The following is a 16,804-nucleotide window of genomic DNA, read 5'->3' on the forward strand; positions in this document are numbered from 1 at the left end:
GGTTGGAGGCGGGCGCGACCGACGTGGAGGACGTGATCGCCGAATTCGGCCACGAGCCCCACGGCTATTTCTTTGGAAGGGATCGTCGAACTGATGGTCATGACCGACGCCTCCACTCTCGAGGGTCGTTACGAGCCGGATCCGGAAGGTGGCGCCTACGTCGCCACCAGCCGTCATCGAGACGTGCCCGATGATCTCGCCGGTCGGCTCCGCACGGTCGCGACAGACGAAGGCCGCCTGCGCGAACTTGTGGAGCTGGCGAAGTCCCATGGCGTCGAGTTCGACGACTGAGCCGAGTGACGACTGAGCCGAGTGACGACTGACCCGAGTTTCGACCCGGCCCGCGGACCACGTGGGTGTGCGGGCCGGGCCCGGCTCGTCGTCCGTTCGCCGGCAGCGCTCAGATGCCTTGGCGAGCGGTGACCTTCACCCTGAGCGAGGGGTGAGGGTGGTCGTGATGTTGGAGTAGTAGAGCTGGGTCAGGCCCTCGTAGCCGGAGTCCGTGCCGGCGTTGAGCCAGAGGTAGCCCTGGGCGTCGGCCTGCACCGTGAGCGCGGTGTGGCTGGGGCTGGTACGAGTGACCTTGGTCCACTTCTTGGCCTGACCGCACTCCTGGCCGTTCTCGATGTTGCCCAGGTAGGCGGACTCCGGGCCGCCGTTCTTCTGCTGGCCCTTGCCCAGGGTGACCCGGTAGTGGTTCGCCGCATCGAGGTAGACGCGCGGTTCCGCGGTGGAGGCGCCCGCCTTGACGTGGACCGAGCCGCCCGCGGATCCTCCGCTGCCGAGGCATCCGGTGGGCTCCTTGGACCAGAAGGACACCGAGCTCTGCACCGAGTATCGCTGCCCGGGGAGGATGCCGTCCGCCGGTCCGAGGCGCTTCTTGAAGAACATGAAGAGATCGTCGCTGCGGTTGTGGCCTTGGATGAAGAACCCGTTGCCGTGCTCGGTTCCCGCGGGCAGCGGGGCGATGCCCGACTTCAACTCCATGCTCTCCTCGCCCTGCTCCGGCGAGTAGTCGGCGAAGTCGGCCTGCCAGCCCTGCGCGGTGCCGGCGAAGCTGTATGAGTAGGTCTTCGGCGCCGGGGCGACGGTGGTCGGCGTCGACGTCGTGCGGGCCGGACCGGCCGAAGCGGCCGTCGGTGCGACGAGTGCCGATAGGGCGACGGCCGCGAGGGCGGACATGGCGATTCTGGTTGCGCGCAAGGATCTCTCCCGAGCATCGGTGGAGGATGGTCGAGGCTCGTGGCCTCGTGGAGTCGATCCAAGCATGGGCTTTCGAATCACAAGATCTTCGCGGAAACAGAGTTGTTTATAAAGGTCAGAGGCACTGTGCGCCGACGAATCATCGGCGTCTAGTCAGACGTGACCAGCGGTATCGGGCAGGCCGGCTCGTCGCGCCGGACGGGATGAGTTGATCATCACAGATGGTTTTCTTGACCTCTGCGGCGATCAGTGGAGGTGGCGGGAAAGCTCGCGGCGCAGGGCTCGCGGTCCGGGCCAGACCTGGGTGAGGTCGGCGGTGAAGGCCGGGGCGCCGTCCGCCTCGTCGTGCAGGGTGGGCCAGCCGTCGTCGCCGTCGGCGACCGGGTGGACCCGGTCGAGGTCGATCGGTGTCACGTCCAGCACGGTTCGCAGGCCCCGGCGGTGCACCACCGCGCGGTCGATGTCCGGCCAGGCCAGCAGCACCGGGTCGCTGCCCTCGGCGGCCAGCTCCAGGCCCGCGGACGAGGCCCGCACCCAGGTGCGCATCGCGGAGCGGGACGACAGCGCATAGCCGCCCCCCACCAGCGCGCCGATCACCGCGCCCTGGGCGGCGGTCACCCACCACGGGTCCTGCGGGGCGCCCAGCAGGAAGGCGACCAGGGGTGACACGGCCACGTAGGCGACCAGCAGCACCGCGGCCATGATCACGAACGTCCGCCCCGGTGAGGACCGGAACAGCACGGCGTCCGCGGCGGGCGGCTCGACCTCCTCGGGCGGTAGGGACATGCCCACCATGCTGCCGTGTTCCGGCCGTCCGCAGGTCCGGCTTCGGCGAAGTCCCGGCCCCACGAGCACCCGGCCGGCACCGAGCCCGGCAATAGTGGTGCGGCGTGCGGTGCGGTGTGCCGGGCGGGGGAGCGCCGGGCGGGGTGATGTGTCGGGCGGGGGAGCGCCGGGCGGGGTGATGTGTCGGGCGGGGGAGCGCCGGGCGGGGTGATGTGTCGGGCCGAGTGGTGTGTCGGGGCCGAGTGGTGCGCCGGGCCGGATCCGGCCCGGCGCACCGGCAGTGGTCAGAAGGCGCAGGCGATGACGAGCTCGGGAGTGCGGTCCGGGAGCATGTCGAGCTTGCCGATCCGGCCCGCCGCACGCAGATCCGGCTCGACCAGCGACAGCCGCTGCAGCAGCGACGCCGGCCCGAGCGCCTCGGCCAGCGGCACCTCCGCCTTCATCGACAGCTTGCGGTCCGACTTGGCCCGCCGCACCTGCCGCAGAGCATCGCCCGCCAGATCCAGCAGCTCCGCGTCGCCGTCGGGGGCGACGCGCAGCAGCTCGTAGCGGGTCGGCCAGGTGGCGCGGTGCACCGAGCCGTAGCGCCACCACGACCAGATCTCCTCGGTCGCGTACGGCAGGAACGGCGCGAACAGCCGCACCAGCACCGACAACCCGCTCGCGAGGGCGGCTCGCGCCGAGTCGCCGGCCGGGCCGGACGCGTACGCCCGGTCCTTCACCAGCTCGATGTAGTCGTCGCAGAACGTCCAGAAGAACGCTTCGGCGGTGGTCAGTGCCGTCGTGTGGTCGTACGCGTCGAGGGCCGCGGTTGCCTGGTCGACCACCGTGGCGAGCCGGGCGAGAACGGCCCGGTCGAGGTCGGCGGTGACCGGACGGCGCAGGGCGTCGGCGGCGCCCAGTCCGAGCGCGAAGCGCGAGGCGTTGAGCAGTTTCGTCGCCAGCCGCCGGCCCACCTTGATCTGCGCCGGGTCGAACGCCAGGTCGGCGCCGGGCCGCCCGTTCGCCGCCCAGTAGCGGACCGCGTCGGAGCCGTGCTGTTCGAGCAGGTCCGTCGGCGTGACCACATTGCCCTTGTGCTTCGACATCTTCTTGCGGTCCGGGTCGAGGATCCAGCCGGACTGCACCGTGGTCGTCCACGGCAGAGTGCCGTGCGCGAACTGTGCCCGGACCACCGAGTAGAACAGCCAGGTTCGGATGATCTCCTGGCCCTGGGGGCGCAGGTCCATCGGGAAGACACGCCGGAAGAGGTCGTCGTCGCTGCCGAGCCCGCCGGCGATCTGCGGGGTAAGCGACGAGGTGGCCCAGGTGTCCATGACGTCGGGATCGGCGGTGAAGCCGCCCGGGGTGTCGCGCCGGGACTCGTCGAAACCGGGCGGGCAGTCCGAGGAAGGGTCGACCGGCAACGCCGAAACGTCCGGTATGAGAGGCTGGCCGTAGTCCGGCTCGCCAGCGTCGTCGAGCCGGTACCACACCGGGATGGGCACGCCGAAGAAGCGTTGCCGGCTGATCAGCCAGTCGCCGGTGAGACCGCCGACCCAGTGCTCGTATCGGTGTCGCATGTGCTCCGGCGTCCAGCGCAGCTCCCGGCCCCGGGCCAGCAGCACCTCGCGCAGGTCCTGGTCGCGTCCGCCGTTGCGGATGAACCATTGGCGGCTGGTGACGATCTCCAGCGGCGAGTCGCCCCGCTCGTAGTACTTCACCGGGTGGGTGACCGGGCGGGGCTCGCCCAGCAGATCGCCGGTCTCGGCGAGGATCCGGACGATCTCGCGCCGGGCGGCGTTGACCGTCAGCCCGGCGAAGTGCGCGTACGCCGCCTCGGGAACACCGGCCGGGCGGTCCGGCAGGAAGCGCCCGTCGCGGCCGAGCGCGACGCGGGTGGGCAGACTCAGGTCACGCCACCAGATGACGTCGGTCAGGTCGCCGAAGGTGCAGACCATCGCGACGCCGGTGCCCTTGTCCGGGTCGGCGAGCGCGTGTCCGTACACGGGGACTTCGACGTCGAAGAACGGCGTGCGGACGGTCGTGCCCACCAGCGGGTGGTCCGGCGGGCAGACCAGCGCGACGCAGGCCGGCAGGAGCTCCGGCCGGGTGGTGTCGACCTCGACCGGCCCGCGCCTGCCGTGGAAGCGCAGCCGGTGGAACGCGCCGGGCCGCTCCCTGTCCTCGATCTCGGCCTGCGCGACGGCCGTCCGGAAGCCGACGTCCCACAGCGTCGGGGCCTCGGACGTGTACGCCTCGCCGCGCGCGAGGTTGTCCAGGAACGCCCGCTGCGAGACCGCCTGCGCCCTCGCTCCGATGGTCGTGTACGTCATCGCCCAGTCGACGGACAGCCCCAGCCGCCGCCACAACGCCTCGAACACCTTCTCGTCCTCGACGGTCAGCCGGCCGCACAGCTCGACGAAATTGCGCCGCGACACCGCGGCGGCCGGCTTCGGTGGCGTCGCGGGCGGCTGCCACGCCGGGTCGTACGGCAGCGACGGGTCGCAGTGGACCCCGTAGACGTTCTGGACCCGCCGCTCGGTCGGCAGCCCGTTGTCGTCCCATCCCATCGGATAGAAGACGGTCTTGCCGCGCATCCGCTGGAACCGCGCGACGACGTCGGTGTGCGTGTACGAGAAGACGTGCCCCATGTGCAACTCGCCCGATACGGTCGGCGGAGGCGTGTCGATCGCGTACACGTCGGCGCGCTCCTTCGAGCGGTCGAACGCGTACGTGCCCTCCTCCTGCCAGCGGCGCGCCCACTTGTCCTCGAGCCCGTCCAGTGACGGCCGCTCGGGCAGACCGGCGCGCGCGGTACCTGCCGTATCAGTCATGCGGTCAGGCTACGGGCCTGCTCGTGCTCCAGCAGCCACGTTTTCACGCCGAGCCCCCAGCGGTATCCGCGCAGCGTCCCGTCCGTGCCCAGCACCCGGTGGCAGGGCACGAACAGCGCCGCCGCGTTGCGCGCGCAGGCAGTGGCCGCCGCGCGGATCGCGGCGGGCCGGCCGGTCAACTCCGCGAAGCCGGCGTAGGTCAGCGGCGCGCCCGGCTTGATCTCGCGCATCACCCGCCAGGCCTGGGCGAGGAACGGCCCGCCGGTGTGCTGATCGACCACGACCTCGTCGATCGCGGTGAGATCACCGTCGAGATAGGACCGAACCGCGTCACCCACCGGCCCCGGTGACGCTGCGGGCCGCGTCTCCTCCCGCAGCCTTTCGTGTACGAGGGGAAGCAGCTCACCGGCATCCGCGGTGAATCCGGCGGCCCGCACCGCCCCCGCGTCGCTGACGACATAGGTGAACGGGCCGGCCGGGGTCTCGAGGGTCGTGTACTCCATCATGCTGATCTCCAAAGTCGCATCAGGGCGTAGGAGCGCCAGGGCCGCCACCTCTCGGCGTGCGCGGCCAGCGCCGGGGGGTCGGAGGGCAGGCCGAGCGCCCGGGCGCCGCGCTGCACCGCCACGTCGGCGGGAAGGAAGACGTCGGGGTCGCCGATGGCGCGCATCGCCACGTATCCGGCGGTCCACGCGCCGATGCCGGGAAGTTCGCGCAGCCGGGCGACGGCCTCCTCCCGGTCGGCGCCGGGTTCCAGGTCGAGCTTGCCGTCGGCGACCGCCTCGGCCAGCGCCCGGATGCTCTGCCGGCGGGCGGCCGGCATCCGGAACGCCTCGTCGGGCAGCGCTGCGACGGCCTCGGCGGTGGGGAAGCCGCGCAGTTCGCCGGGGGTGGGGAAGCCGCGCGGCTCGCCGGGGGTGGGGAAGCCGCGCGGCTCGCCGGGGGTTGCGCGACCGAGCAGGCGGCCGAGCGTGGTGCGGGCGCCGGCGACCGAGACCTGCTGGCCGACGATCGCCCGTACGGTCATCTCGAAGCCGTCGACCGTGCGCGGCACCCGTATCCCCGGCTCGGTGTTGATCTTTTCGGTGAGCGCGGGATCGGCGGCCAGCGTGCCGTCGACGGCGACCGGATCCGCGTCCAGGTCGAACAGCCGGCGGCAGCGGGCCACCGCGGGCGCCAGATCGCGCACGTCCGCGAGCCGCAGCGTCGCGGAGACGAAGCGGTCGGCCGGGGTCAGCGCGACGGTCGCACTCCCGTGCGGCAGATGCAGACCGCGACGGTACGTCGGCCCGTCGCGCTCCTCGACCCCGGGTAGTGTCCGGGCACCCAGGAACTCCAGCAGCGCCCCGGCGTGCAGCGGTGCCCGGTACGCCAGCCGCAACGAGATCGTGCCGGGCTCGGACCGCCGCGCTGCCCGGCGTTCCCGCAGGCCGCTCGGCGAACGCGCGTACACCTGACGGATGGTGTCGTTGAACTGCCGGACGCTGCCGAACCCGGCCGCGAACGCGATCTCGGCGAGACCGAGGTCGGTCGTCTCGATGAGGATGCGCGCGGTCTGGGCGCGCTGGGCGCGGGCCAGCGCGAGCGGCCCGGCACCCAGCTCGGCGGTGAGCATGCGGTGCAGGTGCCGTTCGGTGTAGCCGAGCCGCCCGGCGAGGCCGGGCACCCCCTCGCGGTCGACGACGCCGTCGCCGATGAGCCGCATCGCCCGTCCCACGACGTCCGCGCGGACGTCCCACTCGGGCGAACCGGGCGCGGCGTCCGGCCGGCAGCGGCGGCAGGCCCGGAACCCGCCGCGCTGCGCGGCGGCGGCGCTGGGCAGGAAGGTGACGTTCTCCCGTTTCGGTGTGACGGCGGGGCAGGACGGGCGGCAGTAGATGCCGGTGCTGCGGACGGCCGTGTAGAACCAGCCGTCGAAGCGCTGGTCACGGCTGTCGACGGCCCGGTAGCACCGCTCGAAGTCCAGTTCCATGCCGACGAGTCTGCCTCCGTCGGCACCCACCCGGCTGGCGGGATTCGGACATGGGCGTGGGCGCTCTATGCTGCCGCCATGAGGCTCTCCATCGGCGCCCCGCCCGTGGCCAAGGCGTTCGGCGTCGGCTTCGGCCTGGTGTTCGCCGCCGCCGGGGCAGGATTCGCACTGCTACCGCTCGGCTTCCTGCCGGGTGGTGGTGATCCGTCGTGCCCGTCGCCCGACGAGGTGTCCGGCATCCCGCCGTCGCTGCTGCCGCCGGAGGTTCGCGACTGCGTCGCCGAGGGTGAGTGGCTGTTCGCCGGTCTCGGCCCTCTGCATCTCCTCGGCCTCGTCGGGATCCCGGTGTTCCTGCTGGGTATCTATCTCGCGCTCAAGTCCCTGCGTACCGCGGCCTGGCTCGACGGCACGCGGGTGTCGGTGCGCGGCGCCCTGCGTACCCGGACGGTCGACCTGGCGGCGGCCGAGATCTCGGTCGGCGCCTACTTCCTGAAGCGCAACGCCGACACCGCCGCCGAGACCGTCGAACGCGTGCCGCAGCTCGTCGCGCGGGAGCCCGGCGGGCGGAACGTGACCGTCCCGCTGCGCGGCATCGGTAGCCCCCAGCTCCCCGAGGCCGAGCTGCGAGCGCTCGCGGACGCCATCCGCCCGGGCTCGCCGGTGGCGGCGCAGTTGCGCGCGATGGCGGACGATCCCCTCCGGCTGCGGGCACCGTAGACTGGCCTGTCGTGAGCCTTACCATCGGGATCGTCGGCCTGCCCAACGTCGGCAAGAGCACCCTCTTCAACGCCCTGACCAAGAACGACGTGCTCGCCGCGAACTACCCGTTCGCGACGATCGAGCCGAACGTCGGCGTCGTGGGGCTGCCCGACGAGCGGCTGACCAAGCTTGCCGAGGTCTTCGGCAGCGAGAAGATCATCCCGGCGCCCGTCTCCTTCGTCGACATCGCCGGCCTGGTCCGCGGCGCCTCGAAGGGCCAGGGCCGCGGCAACGCGTTCCTCGCCAACATCCGCGACGCCTCGGCCATCTGCCAGGTCGTCCGCGCCTTCTCGGACCCCAACGTCCTGCACGTCGACGGCAAGGTCTCGCCCGCGGACGACATCGAGACGATCAACACCGAGCTGATCCTGGCCGACCTCCAGACGGTCGAGAAGGCCCTGCCGAGGCTCCAGAAGGAAGCCAAGCTCAAGAAGGATCGCGCCCCGGCGGTGGCCGCGGCCGAGGCGGCCTTCAAGCTCCTCAACGACGGCACGACGTTGTACGCCGGGGCCCAGGCGGCCGGCATCGACCTCGAGCTGCTCGCCGAGCTGCACCTGCTGACGGTCAAGCCCTTCCTCTACGTCTTCAACGTCGACGAGGCCGAACTGGGCAACGCCGCCTTCCTCGACGAGCTCCGGGCCCTGGTGGCACCGGCCGAGGCCATCTTCATGGACGCGAAGATCGAGTCGGAGCTGATCGACCTCCCCGAGGACGAGGCGATGGAGCTCCTCGAATCGACGGGCCAGACCGAGCCGGGCCTCAACCAGCTCATCCGGGTCGGCTTCCAGACCCTCGGCCTGCAGACCTACCTGACGGCCGGCCCGAAGGAAGCCCGAGCCTGGGTCATCCCGATCGGCGCAACGGCACCGGAGGCGGCCGGAGTCATCCACTCCGACTTCCAGCGAGGCTTCATCAAGGCCGAAATCGTCAGCTACGACGACCTGATCGAGGCAGGCTCGATGTCCGCGGCGAAGTCGGCGGGCAAGGTCCGCATGGAGGGCAAGGACTACACCATGAAGGACGGCGACGTGGTGGAGTTCCGCTTCAACGTGTGACGGTGGGGCCTGCCGCCTGATTGTCGGCGGCGGGTGGCAGCATGGCGCTATGTCGCAGGCCCGTACCACTCCCGCGCCGTTGGATGCCTCGGCCGCGGCGGAGTTCTGGGGGCGGTATGCGGCGGCGCGGCCCGGTGCGGCCCAGGCGAGCCCGGACTACACCGTCGAACGGTTCGGCGACTCGGCCGAGCTCGCCGACGAACTGCTCCGCCTGGTCGCGGACGGCCAGAAGCGGGCCACCTCCTCGTGGGTCGGCGAATACCTGGCCGAGGGTGAATCGCTGCCCCGGATCGGCGCGCACTGGATCGTCTGCGACGGTGCCGGGGCGCCCCGCATGGTGCTGCGCACCACCGAGCTGAGAATCGGCTCCTTCCTCAGCGTCGACGAGGCGTTCGCCTACGACGAGGGCGAGGACGACCGGACCCGGGAGAGCTGGATGCGCGAGCACCGCGGCTACTGGCAGCGGCGCTCGGCCGCGGTGGGCAGGGCCTGGAGCGAGAACGAAGAGGTTCTGTTCGAGCGGTTCAGTGTGGTGTTTCCCCCGGAATTCGCCGACTGAGGAGTGCCGGAGCGGCTCGTCGACCGGACGTCGGTCGTCGGGACCGTACGATCGGGATCGTGTCCGCCACGCCGCCGCCTGCGCCGCTCAGCGCCGAGGAGGAGGCGGTCATGCGCGCGCTCGGGCGGCTCATGCTGGTACTGCCTCGCATGCTGGACGCGGATCTCGAGCGCGAGCAGCGCATGTCCCTCAGCGAGTACGCCGTGCTGCGCCACCTCTCCGAGTCGCCGGGCCGGATCCTGCGCATGAGCGAGCTCGCCGCGGCCGCCGACATGTCGCTGAGCGGGATGACGCGGCTCGCCGCGAAGCTGGAGTCCCAGGGTCATCTGCGGCGGATCCGGTGCGAGAGCGACGGCCGCGGGCAGAACGCCGTGCTCACCGAGGCCGGGCTCGCCCGGCTGCGCGAGGCCTGGCCGAGCCACCTGACCAGCGTCCGGCGGCACATCTTCGCGCACCTCGGTGACCTCGACCTGAACCTGCTTGCGGCCGCGTTGGAGGGCATGACCGGCGACGATTGACATATTCCCTTACGGGCATATGATTGTCGCATGGCACGCGCGGCAACGACGACGGACGCGTTCAACGCGGTGGCCGAGCCTCGGCGACGGCAGATCCTCGACCTCCTGGCGGCGGGTGAGCGGCCCGTCAACGACATCGTCGAGCTGCTCGGCCTCGCCCAGCCCCAGGTCTCCAAGCACCTGCGCGTCCTGCGCGAGGTCGACCTGGTGCACGTCCGCGACGAGGGGCGGCAGCGGATGTACCGGATCAACGCCGCCCCGCTGAAATCCATCCACGACTGGCTGCGCAAGTACGAGCAGGCCTGGAACGCGCGGTTCGACCTCATGGACGACGTCCTCGACGAGCTCAGGGAAGACGAGCTCAAGGAAGCGGAGGCACACGATGGCGAGCACTAAAGGCACGGCGAAGGTCACCCTCCCTGCCGACAACCAGATCCTCATCACCCGCGAGTTCGATGCCCCGGCGCGGCTGGTGTGGAAGGCGTACACCACGCCGGAGCTGATCAAGCGGTGGTGGAGCGGCGAACGCGGCACGGTCGTCAGCGCCGAGGTCGACCTGCGGGTCGGCGGCAGGTGGCGCTACGTGATGGAGGCGGACGGCGGGTTCGAGGTCGCCTTCCACGGCGAGTACCGCGAGATCCAGGAGCCGGTGCGCCTGGTGAACACCGAGGCGTACGAGGGCGTCCCGGACCCGGACGGGAACGCGGCCCTGGTCACCACCACCTTCACCGAGAAGGACGGCCGCACCTACATGGAGATGCTGAGCGAGCTCCGAGACAAGGCCGGCCGGGACGCCGTCATCGACTCCGGCATGGAGGGCGGCATGCAGGAGGGCATGGACGCCCTCGAACTGGTCGCCATCTCACTGGACTGACGTGTACGGGAGGACCGGCGGGCCGGACCACGTCGAGAAGATCAGATGCGTCTGGACCCGCCCGACCTCCCGCCGCGCGGTGAACTCGTCGAGCACCAGCCGCTGGAGGTCGGCGGTGCTGCCGCAGGCGACGTGCACGATGAAGTCGTCGGCCCCGGTCACGTGGTGCAGGGCGCGGGTCTCCGCCAGCGACAGCACGTGCGCGACGAACGGGTCCACCACGCCGCGCGCGTGCGGCTGCACCTGGACCATCAGCAACGCCTCCAGATCGCGGCCGACCGCCGCCGGATCGACCTGAGCGGCGTAGCCGGTGATCACCCCGGCCCGCCGCAGCCGTGCCACCCGGTCCAGGCAGGTGGACGGCGCTACGCCGACGGCCGCGGCGAGGTCCTTGTTGGCGATCCGGCCGTCGTTCTGCAACAGGCGCAGAATCGCGACGTCAACCGGATCGAATTGCAGATCGGTGCTCATCCTCCGAAGATTATTCGGTACTTTGACCGATGTCTCGCACTCGGCCCGACACTCAGCGCATGGAGCTCACCACCCGCGCGGTGCATGCCGGACGCGACGACCTGGTCGCGCAGGGGCTGCACGCCGTACCCCTGGATCTGTCCACGACCTACCCGGCCCGCGACACCCGTGCGGAGGCGGAGCGCCTCCACGAGCTCGGCACCGGCGCCGACATCCCCGGTCTGCCGGTCTACGGCCGGATCGGCAACCCGACCGTGGCGCGCTTCGAGCAGGCCCTGGCCGAGCTCGAAGGCTGCGCGGCCGGCGTCGCCTTCGCCAGCGGCATGGCCGCGCTCTCCGCGTGCCTGCTCGCCGTCGCCGCGGCGGGCACCCCGCACGTGGTGGCCGTCCGACCGCTGTACGGCGGCTCGGACCACGTGCTCACCACCGGTCTGCTCGGCACGTCCGTCACCTGGGCGACGCCGGACACGGTGCGCGAGTCGCTGCGCGAGGACACCGGCCTGGTCATCGTCGAGACCCCGGCCAACCCGACGCTCGCCACGGTGGACCTGCGCAAGCTGGCCGACGCCTGCGGCGACGTCCCCCTGCTGGTCGACAACACGTTCGCGACGCCGGTGCTGCAGCGGCCGGCCGAGTCCGGCGCCAGCATCGTGCTGCACAGCGCGACCAAGTTCCTCGGCGGCCACGGCGACGTGCTCGGCGGCGTGATCGCGACGTCGGACGACTTCGCGCGGCGCCTGCGCCAGATCCGCTTCGCGACCGGAGGGATTCTGCACCCGCTCGCCGGCTACCTGCTGCTGCGGGGGCTGTCGACCCTTCCCGTACGGATGCAGGCGTCCTCCCGGACGGCCGCGGCGCTCGCCGAGCGGCTCGCCGACCACCCGGCCGTGACGAAGGTGCACTACCCCGGCTTCGGGGCGCTCGTCTCCTTCGAGGTCACCGGCGACCCGCACGAGGTGGTCGGCGCGGTCCGGCTGATCACTCCCGCGGTGAGCCTGGGCAGCGTCGACAGCCTCATCCAGCACCCGGCCTCGCTGACCCACCAGGTGGTCGACCCCGAGTCCCGGGCCGACGGCGGCATCAGCGACCAGTTGCTGCGCATGTCCGTGGGTCTCGAGGATGTGGACGACCTGTGGACGGACCTGTCGAAGGCGCTTGCGATGATCAACGGGTGACCGCCGACCGCGCCGCCCGGATCGCCTCCGAGATCTTCGCCCCGGCGGTCCTGGTGGCCGGTCTGCTGCTGGTGGTCGGCTGGCACGCCGGCGAGACCGCCGGCGTCTCCCGCTGGTGGGGCCTGCCCGGCGCGCTGTTCGCGGCGGGCATCCCCCTGGCGTACGTGCTCCGCGGCGTACGCACCGGCCGCCTGACCAACCACCACATCCCGGAACGGGAACACCGCCGGGTTCCTCTGCTGTTCGGCATCGCCTCGGTGGCGGTCGGCCTGGTGGCCCTCGTCCTGCTCGGCGCGCCCCGGGATGTGCTCGCCCTGATGGCGGCGGGCGGCACCGGCCTGCTCGTGTTCACCGCGGTGACCCACTGGTGGAAGATGTCCATCCACGCCGGAGTGGCCGCGGGCACGGCGGCGACGCTGACCGCCGTCTACGGCCCGGCGGCGTTGCTCACCGTGCCCTTCGCCCTGCTGGCATGCTGGGCCCGGGTGCGTCTCGCGGCCCACACCACCCCTCAGGTGATAGCCGGCGCGATCGTCGGCGCCGCCATCGCCGGCACGGTCTTCCCGGCGCTCCGGGCCGTCTGAGGTAGATCACGATTTGTACGGTCGGACCATGAATTCCTACGGAGAAGCCACGGGCTCGGCGGCACTGCAAGGACTCATGACCGGCGTGTGGGTCGCCGCCGGCGAGCTGTCACCGGCGAAACGGCGACTGGCCCGGGTGGGCACGGTGGCGACGGCGGCCGGCGCCTACGCGATCCGGGAAAGGGTGTTTCCGGCCCCCGCCCTCCCCGGCGCCGATGACAGCGACACCGAGGAGGAACCGGTCTCGCCGGAGGTGATCAGCAAGGCCAAGCTGATCGGCATCGGCGCCGGCGTCGCCGTATCCGTCGCGGTGATGGTGGCCGGGCACCGGCTGGAGAAGCGCTGGCTCGCCGCCCTGATCCGTGACGGCCACGCGCATCCGTACCGTGCCTTGGCCGTCCGCATGGGATTGATCTCGTTCGGAGTGGCCCTGGCCCCCGACCTGATCCGCGCTCGGGAGGCCCGCCGAAGCCGTTGACCTCAACCATGGTGGAGGTCCTAGGTTGCGACGGTGACAGGAATCCTGCGGCGGCCCTACGCCCTGACCACCGTCGGCGCCTGGAGCTCGGTCTTCCTCGCCGCCTTCGAATCCCTGGCCGTCACGACGATCATGCCGGCGGTCACCGCCGACCTGAACGGGCGCAGCCTGTACGCGCTCGCCTTCTCGTCCACTCTGGCCGCCGGCGTGGTCGGCATGGTCGCGATCGGCTCGTGGGCCGACCGGCGCGGGCCCGCCGTGCCGCTGCTCGTCGCGACGTCGCTCTTCGTGGCGGGCCTGCTGGTCGCGGGCACGGCCACCACCATGCCGGCCTTCGCCGCCGGCCGCTTCCTGCAGGGCGTGGGCGCCGGCGGTGAGACGGTCGCGCTCTACGTCCTGGTCGCCCAGGTCTACCCGCCCGCCCTGCACATCAAGCTCTTCGGTGCGTTCGCGTCGGCGTGGGTCGTACCGTCGATGATCGGACCCTTCGCGGCCGGTCTCGTGACCGACGTGTGGAGCTGGCACTGGGTCTTCCTCGGCGTGGTCCTTCTGGTCGCGGCGGCGACCGCTCTGATGGTGCCGGCCCTGCGCGGGCGCGACCGCCCACCCGCGGACCGGCTCCCGGTCTCACCGGGGGACATCCGCCGCATCGCCCAGGCCGCGGTCGTGGCCGCCACCGTGGTCGCCCTCAGCTCGCTCGACGGGATCGACCGGCATGTCGCCTGGCTGGTCGCTCCGGCGGTCCTCGCGGTGATGGCGCTCGCGCTGCGCCGCCTGGTGCCCTCGGGCACCTATCGGCTGCGCCCGGGCCTGCCCGCGGCGGTCGCTCTCTGCGCGACCGCGGGAGGCGTCTTCTTCGGTACGGAGGTCTACCTGCCGCTGCTGCTGCACGACCGGTACGGCCTGCCGACCTGGCTCTCCGGCATCACCCTGACCAGCGGGGCGGTGGCCTGGGCGCTGGCGTCGGCCGTCCAGGCCCGGCTCGGCGAACGTGCCGCCGCGGCCACGGCCCTGCGCGTGGGTGCCCTGCTGCTGGCGAGCGGCGCATCGGTCGAGCTGGCGACGGTGCTGTGGCGTCTGCACCCTGCTGTCGCGGCGCTGGGCTGGTTCGCGGCGGGCGCCGGGATGGGCACGCTCTATCCGCGGATCAGCGAGCTGGTCCTGGCCGGCTCGGCGCCGGACGAGGCGGGCTTCAACACGGCGGCGAAGAGCATCGCGGACGCGGTGGGCGGGAGCGCCTCGCTGGCGGTGGCGGGATTGCTGTTCGCGATCGCACCCTTCGCCGGGCCGTTCACGTTCGCCACCGCGCTGGGTGTGGTGACCGTGACCGTTGCGTTCCGTGCATCGGTGCCACTACCTAAAGTAATGACCGCCTGAGTTCTCTCGGTATAGGTGCCTGGCCGAACGGTCATTGCAGTCACGCTCCGCTATGGAAAGGGCAAATCATTACGTAGCGTTCCCGAGGCTGGGTTCGACCGGCTCGGAGAACGAGGAGCAAGAATGCGCCGTATCGCCGCCATGCTGAGCACGATGTCGCTCGCCTGCGGGCTCCTGGTCGTCGCTTCTCCCGCGCAAGGCGCCCCGGCATCGTCCGCCCCGGCGCCGTCCGCGCGGGCGGCAGCCGCGCCCCGCACGGTCTATCTCACCTTCGACGACGGACCGTCCAGCACCTGGACGCCCCGGTATCTCGACGTGCTCAAGAAGTACAACGCCAAGGCGACGTTCTTCACCACCGGCCAGAACGCCAAGGCGCACGCGAAGCTCAGCGCTCGCATCCACCGCGAGGGGCACCTGCTCGCCAACCACACGTGGAGCCACGCCAACCTGACCAAGCTCAGCAAGTCCTCGGTGAAGAGCCAGCTCACGCGCACCCAGAGCGCCCTCGGTCGATACAAGAGCGCCTGCATGCGCCCGCCGTACGGTGCCACCAACACGTCGGTGCGGCGCTGGACGAAGGAGGTCGGCCTCAAGACGGTGCTGTGGGACGTGGACAGCCGCGACTGGGAGAACTCTCAGACCTCGACCGCCATCTACCAGCGGGTCATCCGGAACGTGCACAACGGCTCGAACGTCCTGATGCACGACGGCGGAGACTCCCAGCGCGACTCCCTGGCGGCACTGAAGCGGATCCTCCCGAAGCTGAAGAGCATGGGCTACACCTTCAAGATCGTGCCCAACTGCTAGCAGCCTCGGCGGGACGGCTCCAGCCCTTCCCGGTGGGAAGGCCGGCACTCGGTCTATTCGTCGGCCAGCAGGGTGCCGACCGGGCCCAGGTCGAGGTTGAGGTCCACGAGCGCCACCGGGCGCTGCACGGGTGTCAGGTCCGTCATGGCCGCCCCGCCAGGGCTCCGGCGGGGCCGCGGACGAGCACGCGCCCACGGCCCGTGGCCTCCAGCCGGAGCCCGCCTCAGACGGCGAGTGGTCGGGCGATCCTGCGATCGCCCGACCACTCGGGACGTCGGTGCCTCATGGGTGAGGTGATGTCGCATCGTCTCCTCCGCTCGTCGTCGAGGGGAAGGCGACGAGCGGCGGCTCGGTGTCGCATACCCGTCGGTGCGGCGGGCGGTCATCCTTTCGGGTGCGGCGGTGACGCTGGCGCGGCGCGTCGTCGGCCGCACAATGCTGGGGTGCTAAACCAGACATCTAGTGATTCCTGGCAGCATCTACTTGAAATGCCGCGAAAGTCATTCTGGGCGCGCCTGCCGTTCGGCGTCCGGATGACCTCGGCCGGCCTGGGCGTGCTCGCCCTGGTCGCCGGCACGGCAGGTGGAGTGGCCGCCATGACCGGCGATGAGCAGGCCCGCGCGGTCACCGCCGTCAAGCAGGAGGCCGTGGCCGCCGCACCGCCGAAGCCGCCGGCCCAGCCGCCGGCCGTGCCGGCCGGCCTCGCCGGGCAGGCCGGCGACAAGGCGGCCGTCGGCGACGACCGGTCCGCTCCGGGCGAGGCGGACCGTACGGCCACGCGCGCCCCACGCCGGGCAGCCCACGCGCCGGTCGCGAAGTCCCCGGCGAAGCACGCCGCTCGCACGGCGGCGGCCGGGCCGGTGGTCCGCACCGAGCGGGTCTCGGAGACGCACACCATCCCGTTCCAGACCATGCTGGTCCGGGACCCGTCGTTGCCGCGCGGCAGCAAGCGGGTGCAGACCCGGGGCGTGCCGGGGGAGCGGGTGCTGCACTACGAGGTGACCTACACCGGCACGAAGGAGACCGCGCGGCGGCTGGTCGCCTCGACCGTCACCCGCGAACCCCAGCATCGGGTGATCGCGTTCGGCAACCGGCAGGCCCCCGGGGACGGCCACGACGGCCGTGACCGCGACCGGGACCGGGATCGGGACCGCTGGTGCGGGGACGACCGGGGTGAATGCACGCCGGCCGGACGCGCCGCCGTGTGCAGCGACGAGACGATGCCCGAGGAGGAGAATCTCCTCGATCAGCATCTGGGTCTGCTCAGTGCGGAGGACCTGAACGCCCTGGACCTGACGCTGCCCTGCGACGAGGGGCCCGCGCCGGCCGAGAAGCCGGAGGCCGAGAGCCCGGGGAGGACCTGACGACGG

General features: G+C 71.7%; 19 protein-coding genes. 13 read left to right on the forward strand and 6 right to left on the reverse strand.

All coding sequences use genetic code 11. From position 1 onward, the window contains the following. Positions 1-93 precede the first annotated feature (93 nt). Positions 94-291, forward strand: coding sequence for a hypothetical protein (locus tag EDD30_RS24050; protein WP_148088158.1), 198 nt, complete (start codon positions 94-96; stop codon positions 289-291). A gap of 135 nt (positions 292-426) precedes the next feature. Here EDD30_RS24050 and EDD30_RS24055 read toward each other — a convergent pair whose 3' ends face one another. The 5 genes from EDD30_RS24055 to EDD30_RS24075 form a co-directional block, all read right to left on the reverse strand. Beyond that, positions 427-1,203 carry a hypothetical protein gene (locus EDD30_RS24055; protein ID WP_143163066.1) on the reverse strand — a complete coding sequence of 259 codons (777 nt, stop codon included), beginning with the start codon at positions 1,201-1,203 and terminating at the stop codon, positions 427-429. 246 nt (positions 1,204-1,449) lie between these two features. After that, entirely contained in the window at positions 1,450-1,989 is a 540-nt protein-coding gene (locus tag EDD30_RS24060; protein ID WP_071810072.1) for a hypothetical protein, read from the reverse strand. Between the two features lie 284 nt (positions 1,990-2,273). Next, entirely contained in the window at positions 2,274-4,805 is a 2,532-nt protein-coding gene (gene valS / locus EDD30_RS24065; protein WP_071810069.1) for a valine--tRNA ligase, read from the reverse strand. Beyond that, complete coding sequence (locus EDD30_RS24070; protein WP_071810073.1) at positions 4,802-5,317, reverse strand: methylated-DNA--[protein]-cysteine S-methyltransferase; 516 nt, start codon at positions 5,315-5,317, stop codon at positions 4,802-4,804. The genes valS and EDD30_RS24070 overlap by 4 nt, the downstream gene beginning before the upstream one ends. Beyond that, a complete protein-coding gene (locus tag EDD30_RS24075) occupies positions 5,308-6,777 on the reverse strand; it encodes an AlkA N-terminal domain-containing protein (RefSeq protein ID WP_123678481.1) in 1,470 nt (489 codons plus the stop codon). Before EDD30_RS24075 ends, EDD30_RS24070 begins: the two co-directional genes overlap by 10 nt. Before the next feature lie 78 nt (positions 6,778-6,855). On the opposite strand from EDD30_RS24075, the gene EDD30_RS24080 reads away from it, so the two are divergent. Genes EDD30_RS24080 through EDD30_RS24105 form a run of 6 tightly spaced genes read left to right on the forward strand, consistent with a single transcriptional unit; the run spans position 6,856 to position 10,542 of the window. Continuing rightward, on the forward strand, positions 6,856-7,494 hold the full coding sequence (locus EDD30_RS24080; protein WP_071807447.1) for a hypothetical protein: 639 nt from the start codon (positions 6,856-6,858) through the stop codon (positions 7,492-7,494). 11 nt (positions 7,495-7,505) lie between these two features. Continuing rightward, entirely contained in the window at positions 7,506-8,591 is a 1,086-nt protein-coding gene (gene ychF / locus EDD30_RS24085) for a redox-regulated ATPase YchF (RefSeq protein WP_071807446.1), read from the forward strand. 49 nt (positions 8,592-8,640) lie between these two features. Beyond that, a complete protein-coding gene (locus EDD30_RS24090) occupies positions 8,641-9,150 on the forward strand; it encodes an ASCH domain-containing protein (protein WP_071807445.1) in 510 nt (169 codons plus the stop codon). A gap of 59 nt (positions 9,151-9,209) precedes the next feature. Further along, positions 9,210-9,668 (forward strand): MarR family winged helix-turn-helix transcriptional regulator, encoded by a 459-nt coding sequence (locus tag EDD30_RS24095; RefSeq protein WP_244945383.1) that lies wholly within the window; start codon positions 9,210-9,212, stop codon positions 9,666-9,668. Between the two features lie 30 nt (positions 9,669-9,698). Continuing rightward, on the forward strand, positions 9,699-10,064 hold the full coding sequence (locus EDD30_RS24100; protein WP_071807444.1) for an ArsR/SmtB family transcription factor: 366 nt from the start codon (positions 9,699-9,701) through the stop codon (positions 10,062-10,064). After that, positions 10,051-10,542 (forward strand): SRPBCC family protein, encoded by a 492-nt coding sequence (locus EDD30_RS24105; RefSeq protein ID WP_071807443.1) that lies wholly within the window; start codon positions 10,051-10,053, stop codon positions 10,540-10,542. Before EDD30_RS24100 ends, EDD30_RS24105 begins: the two co-directional genes overlap by 14 nt. Here EDD30_RS24105 and EDD30_RS24110 read toward each other — a convergent pair. Next, entirely contained in the window at positions 10,531-11,013 is a 483-nt protein-coding gene (locus EDD30_RS24110; protein WP_071807442.1) for an Lrp/AsnC family transcriptional regulator, read from the reverse strand. The two genes, EDD30_RS24105 and EDD30_RS24110, sit on opposite strands and share 12 nt — an antisense overlap. A gap of 59 nt (positions 11,014-11,072) precedes the next feature. Between EDD30_RS24110 and EDD30_RS24115 the strand changes: the two genes are divergently transcribed. The 6 genes from EDD30_RS24115 to EDD30_RS24140 all read left to right on the forward strand — a co-directional run bounded on the left by EDD30_RS24115 (position 11,073) and on the right by EDD30_RS24140 (position 16,798). After that, entirely contained in the window at positions 11,073-12,188 is a 1,116-nt protein-coding gene (locus EDD30_RS24115; protein WP_071807441.1) for a trans-sulfuration enzyme family protein, read from the forward strand. Continuing rightward, positions 12,185-12,772, forward strand: a complete 588-nt coding sequence (locus EDD30_RS24120) for a phosphoesterase PA-phosphatase (RefSeq protein WP_071807440.1) — start codon at positions 12,185-12,187, stop codon at positions 12,770-12,772. The genes EDD30_RS24115 and EDD30_RS24120 overlap by 4 nt, the downstream gene beginning before the upstream one ends. Before the next feature lie 28 nt (positions 12,773-12,800). After that, positions 12,801-13,250, forward strand: a complete 450-nt coding sequence (locus EDD30_RS24125; protein WP_143162835.1) for a hypothetical protein — start codon at positions 12,801-12,803, stop codon at positions 13,248-13,250. Positions 13,251-13,283: 33 nt separating this feature from the next. Beyond that, positions 13,284-14,627, forward strand: coding sequence for an MFS transporter (locus tag EDD30_RS24130; RefSeq protein WP_123678482.1), 1,344 nt, complete (start codon positions 13,284-13,286; stop codon positions 14,625-14,627). A 123-nt stretch (positions 14,628-14,750) separates the two neighbouring features. Beyond that, on the forward strand, positions 14,751-15,434 hold the full coding sequence (locus tag EDD30_RS24135; protein WP_084556975.1) for a polysaccharide deacetylase family protein: 684 nt from the start codon (positions 14,751-14,753) through the stop codon (positions 15,432-15,434). A gap of 488 nt (positions 15,435-15,922) precedes the next feature. Beyond that, entirely contained in the window at positions 15,923-16,798 is an 876-nt protein-coding gene (locus EDD30_RS24140; RefSeq protein WP_123678483.1) for a G5 domain-containing protein, read from the forward strand. The last annotated feature ends 6 nt before the right edge of the window (positions 16,799-16,804 follow it).

The organism is Couchioplanes caeruleus (assembly GCF_003751945.1).
In the GTDB taxonomy this organism is placed as follows: Bacteria; Actinomycetota; Actinomycetes; order Mycobacteriales; family Micromonosporaceae; genus Actinoplanes; species Actinoplanes caeruleus.

Excerpts from the sequence above, each read along its gene's own strand:
- EDD30_RS24050 (WP_148088158.1), top strand. The coding sequence starts at position 94 with ATGGTCATGACCGACGCCTCCACTCTCGAGGGTCGTTACGAGCCGGAT.
- EDD30_RS24060 (WP_071810072.1), bottom strand. The coding sequence starts at position 1,989 with ATGTCCCTACCGCCCGAGGAGGTCGAGCCGCCCGCCGCGGACGCCGTG.
- valS (WP_071810069.1), bottom strand. The coding sequence starts at position 4,805 with ATGACTGATACGGCAGGTACCGCGCGCGCCGGTCTGCCCGAGCGGCCG.
- EDD30_RS24075 (WP_123678481.1), bottom strand. The coding sequence starts at position 6,777 with ATGGAACTGGACTTCGAGCGGTGCTACCGGGCCGTCGACAGCCGTGAC.
- EDD30_RS24080 (WP_071807447.1), top strand. The coding sequence starts at position 6,856 with ATGAGGCTCTCCATCGGCGCCCCGCCCGTGGCCAAGGCGTTCGGCGTC.
- EDD30_RS24090 (WP_071807445.1), top strand. The coding sequence starts at position 8,641 with ATGTCGCAGGCCCGTACCACTCCCGCGCCGTTGGATGCCTCGGCCGCG.
- EDD30_RS24100 (WP_071807444.1), top strand. The coding sequence starts at position 9,699 with ATGGCACGCGCGGCAACGACGACGGACGCGTTCAACGCGGTGGCCGAG.
- EDD30_RS24105 (WP_071807443.1), top strand. The coding sequence starts at position 10,051 with ATGGCGAGCACTAAAGGCACGGCGAAGGTCACCCTCCCTGCCGACAAC.
- EDD30_RS24110 (WP_071807442.1), bottom strand. The coding sequence starts at position 11,013 with ATGAGCACCGATCTGCAATTCGATCCGGTTGACGTCGCGATTCTGCGC.
- EDD30_RS24115 (WP_071807441.1), top strand. The coding sequence starts at position 11,073 with ATGGAGCTCACCACCCGCGCGGTGCATGCCGGACGCGACGACCTGGTC.
- EDD30_RS24125 (WP_143162835.1), top strand. The coding sequence starts at position 12,801 with ATGAATTCCTACGGAGAAGCCACGGGCTCGGCGGCACTGCAAGGACTC.
- EDD30_RS24135 (WP_084556975.1), top strand. The coding sequence starts at position 14,751 with ATGCGCCGTATCGCCGCCATGCTGAGCACGATGTCGCTCGCCTGCGGG.
- EDD30_RS24140 (WP_123678483.1), top strand. The coding sequence starts at position 15,923 with ATGCCGCGAAAGTCATTCTGGGCGCGCCTGCCGTTCGGCGTCCGGATG.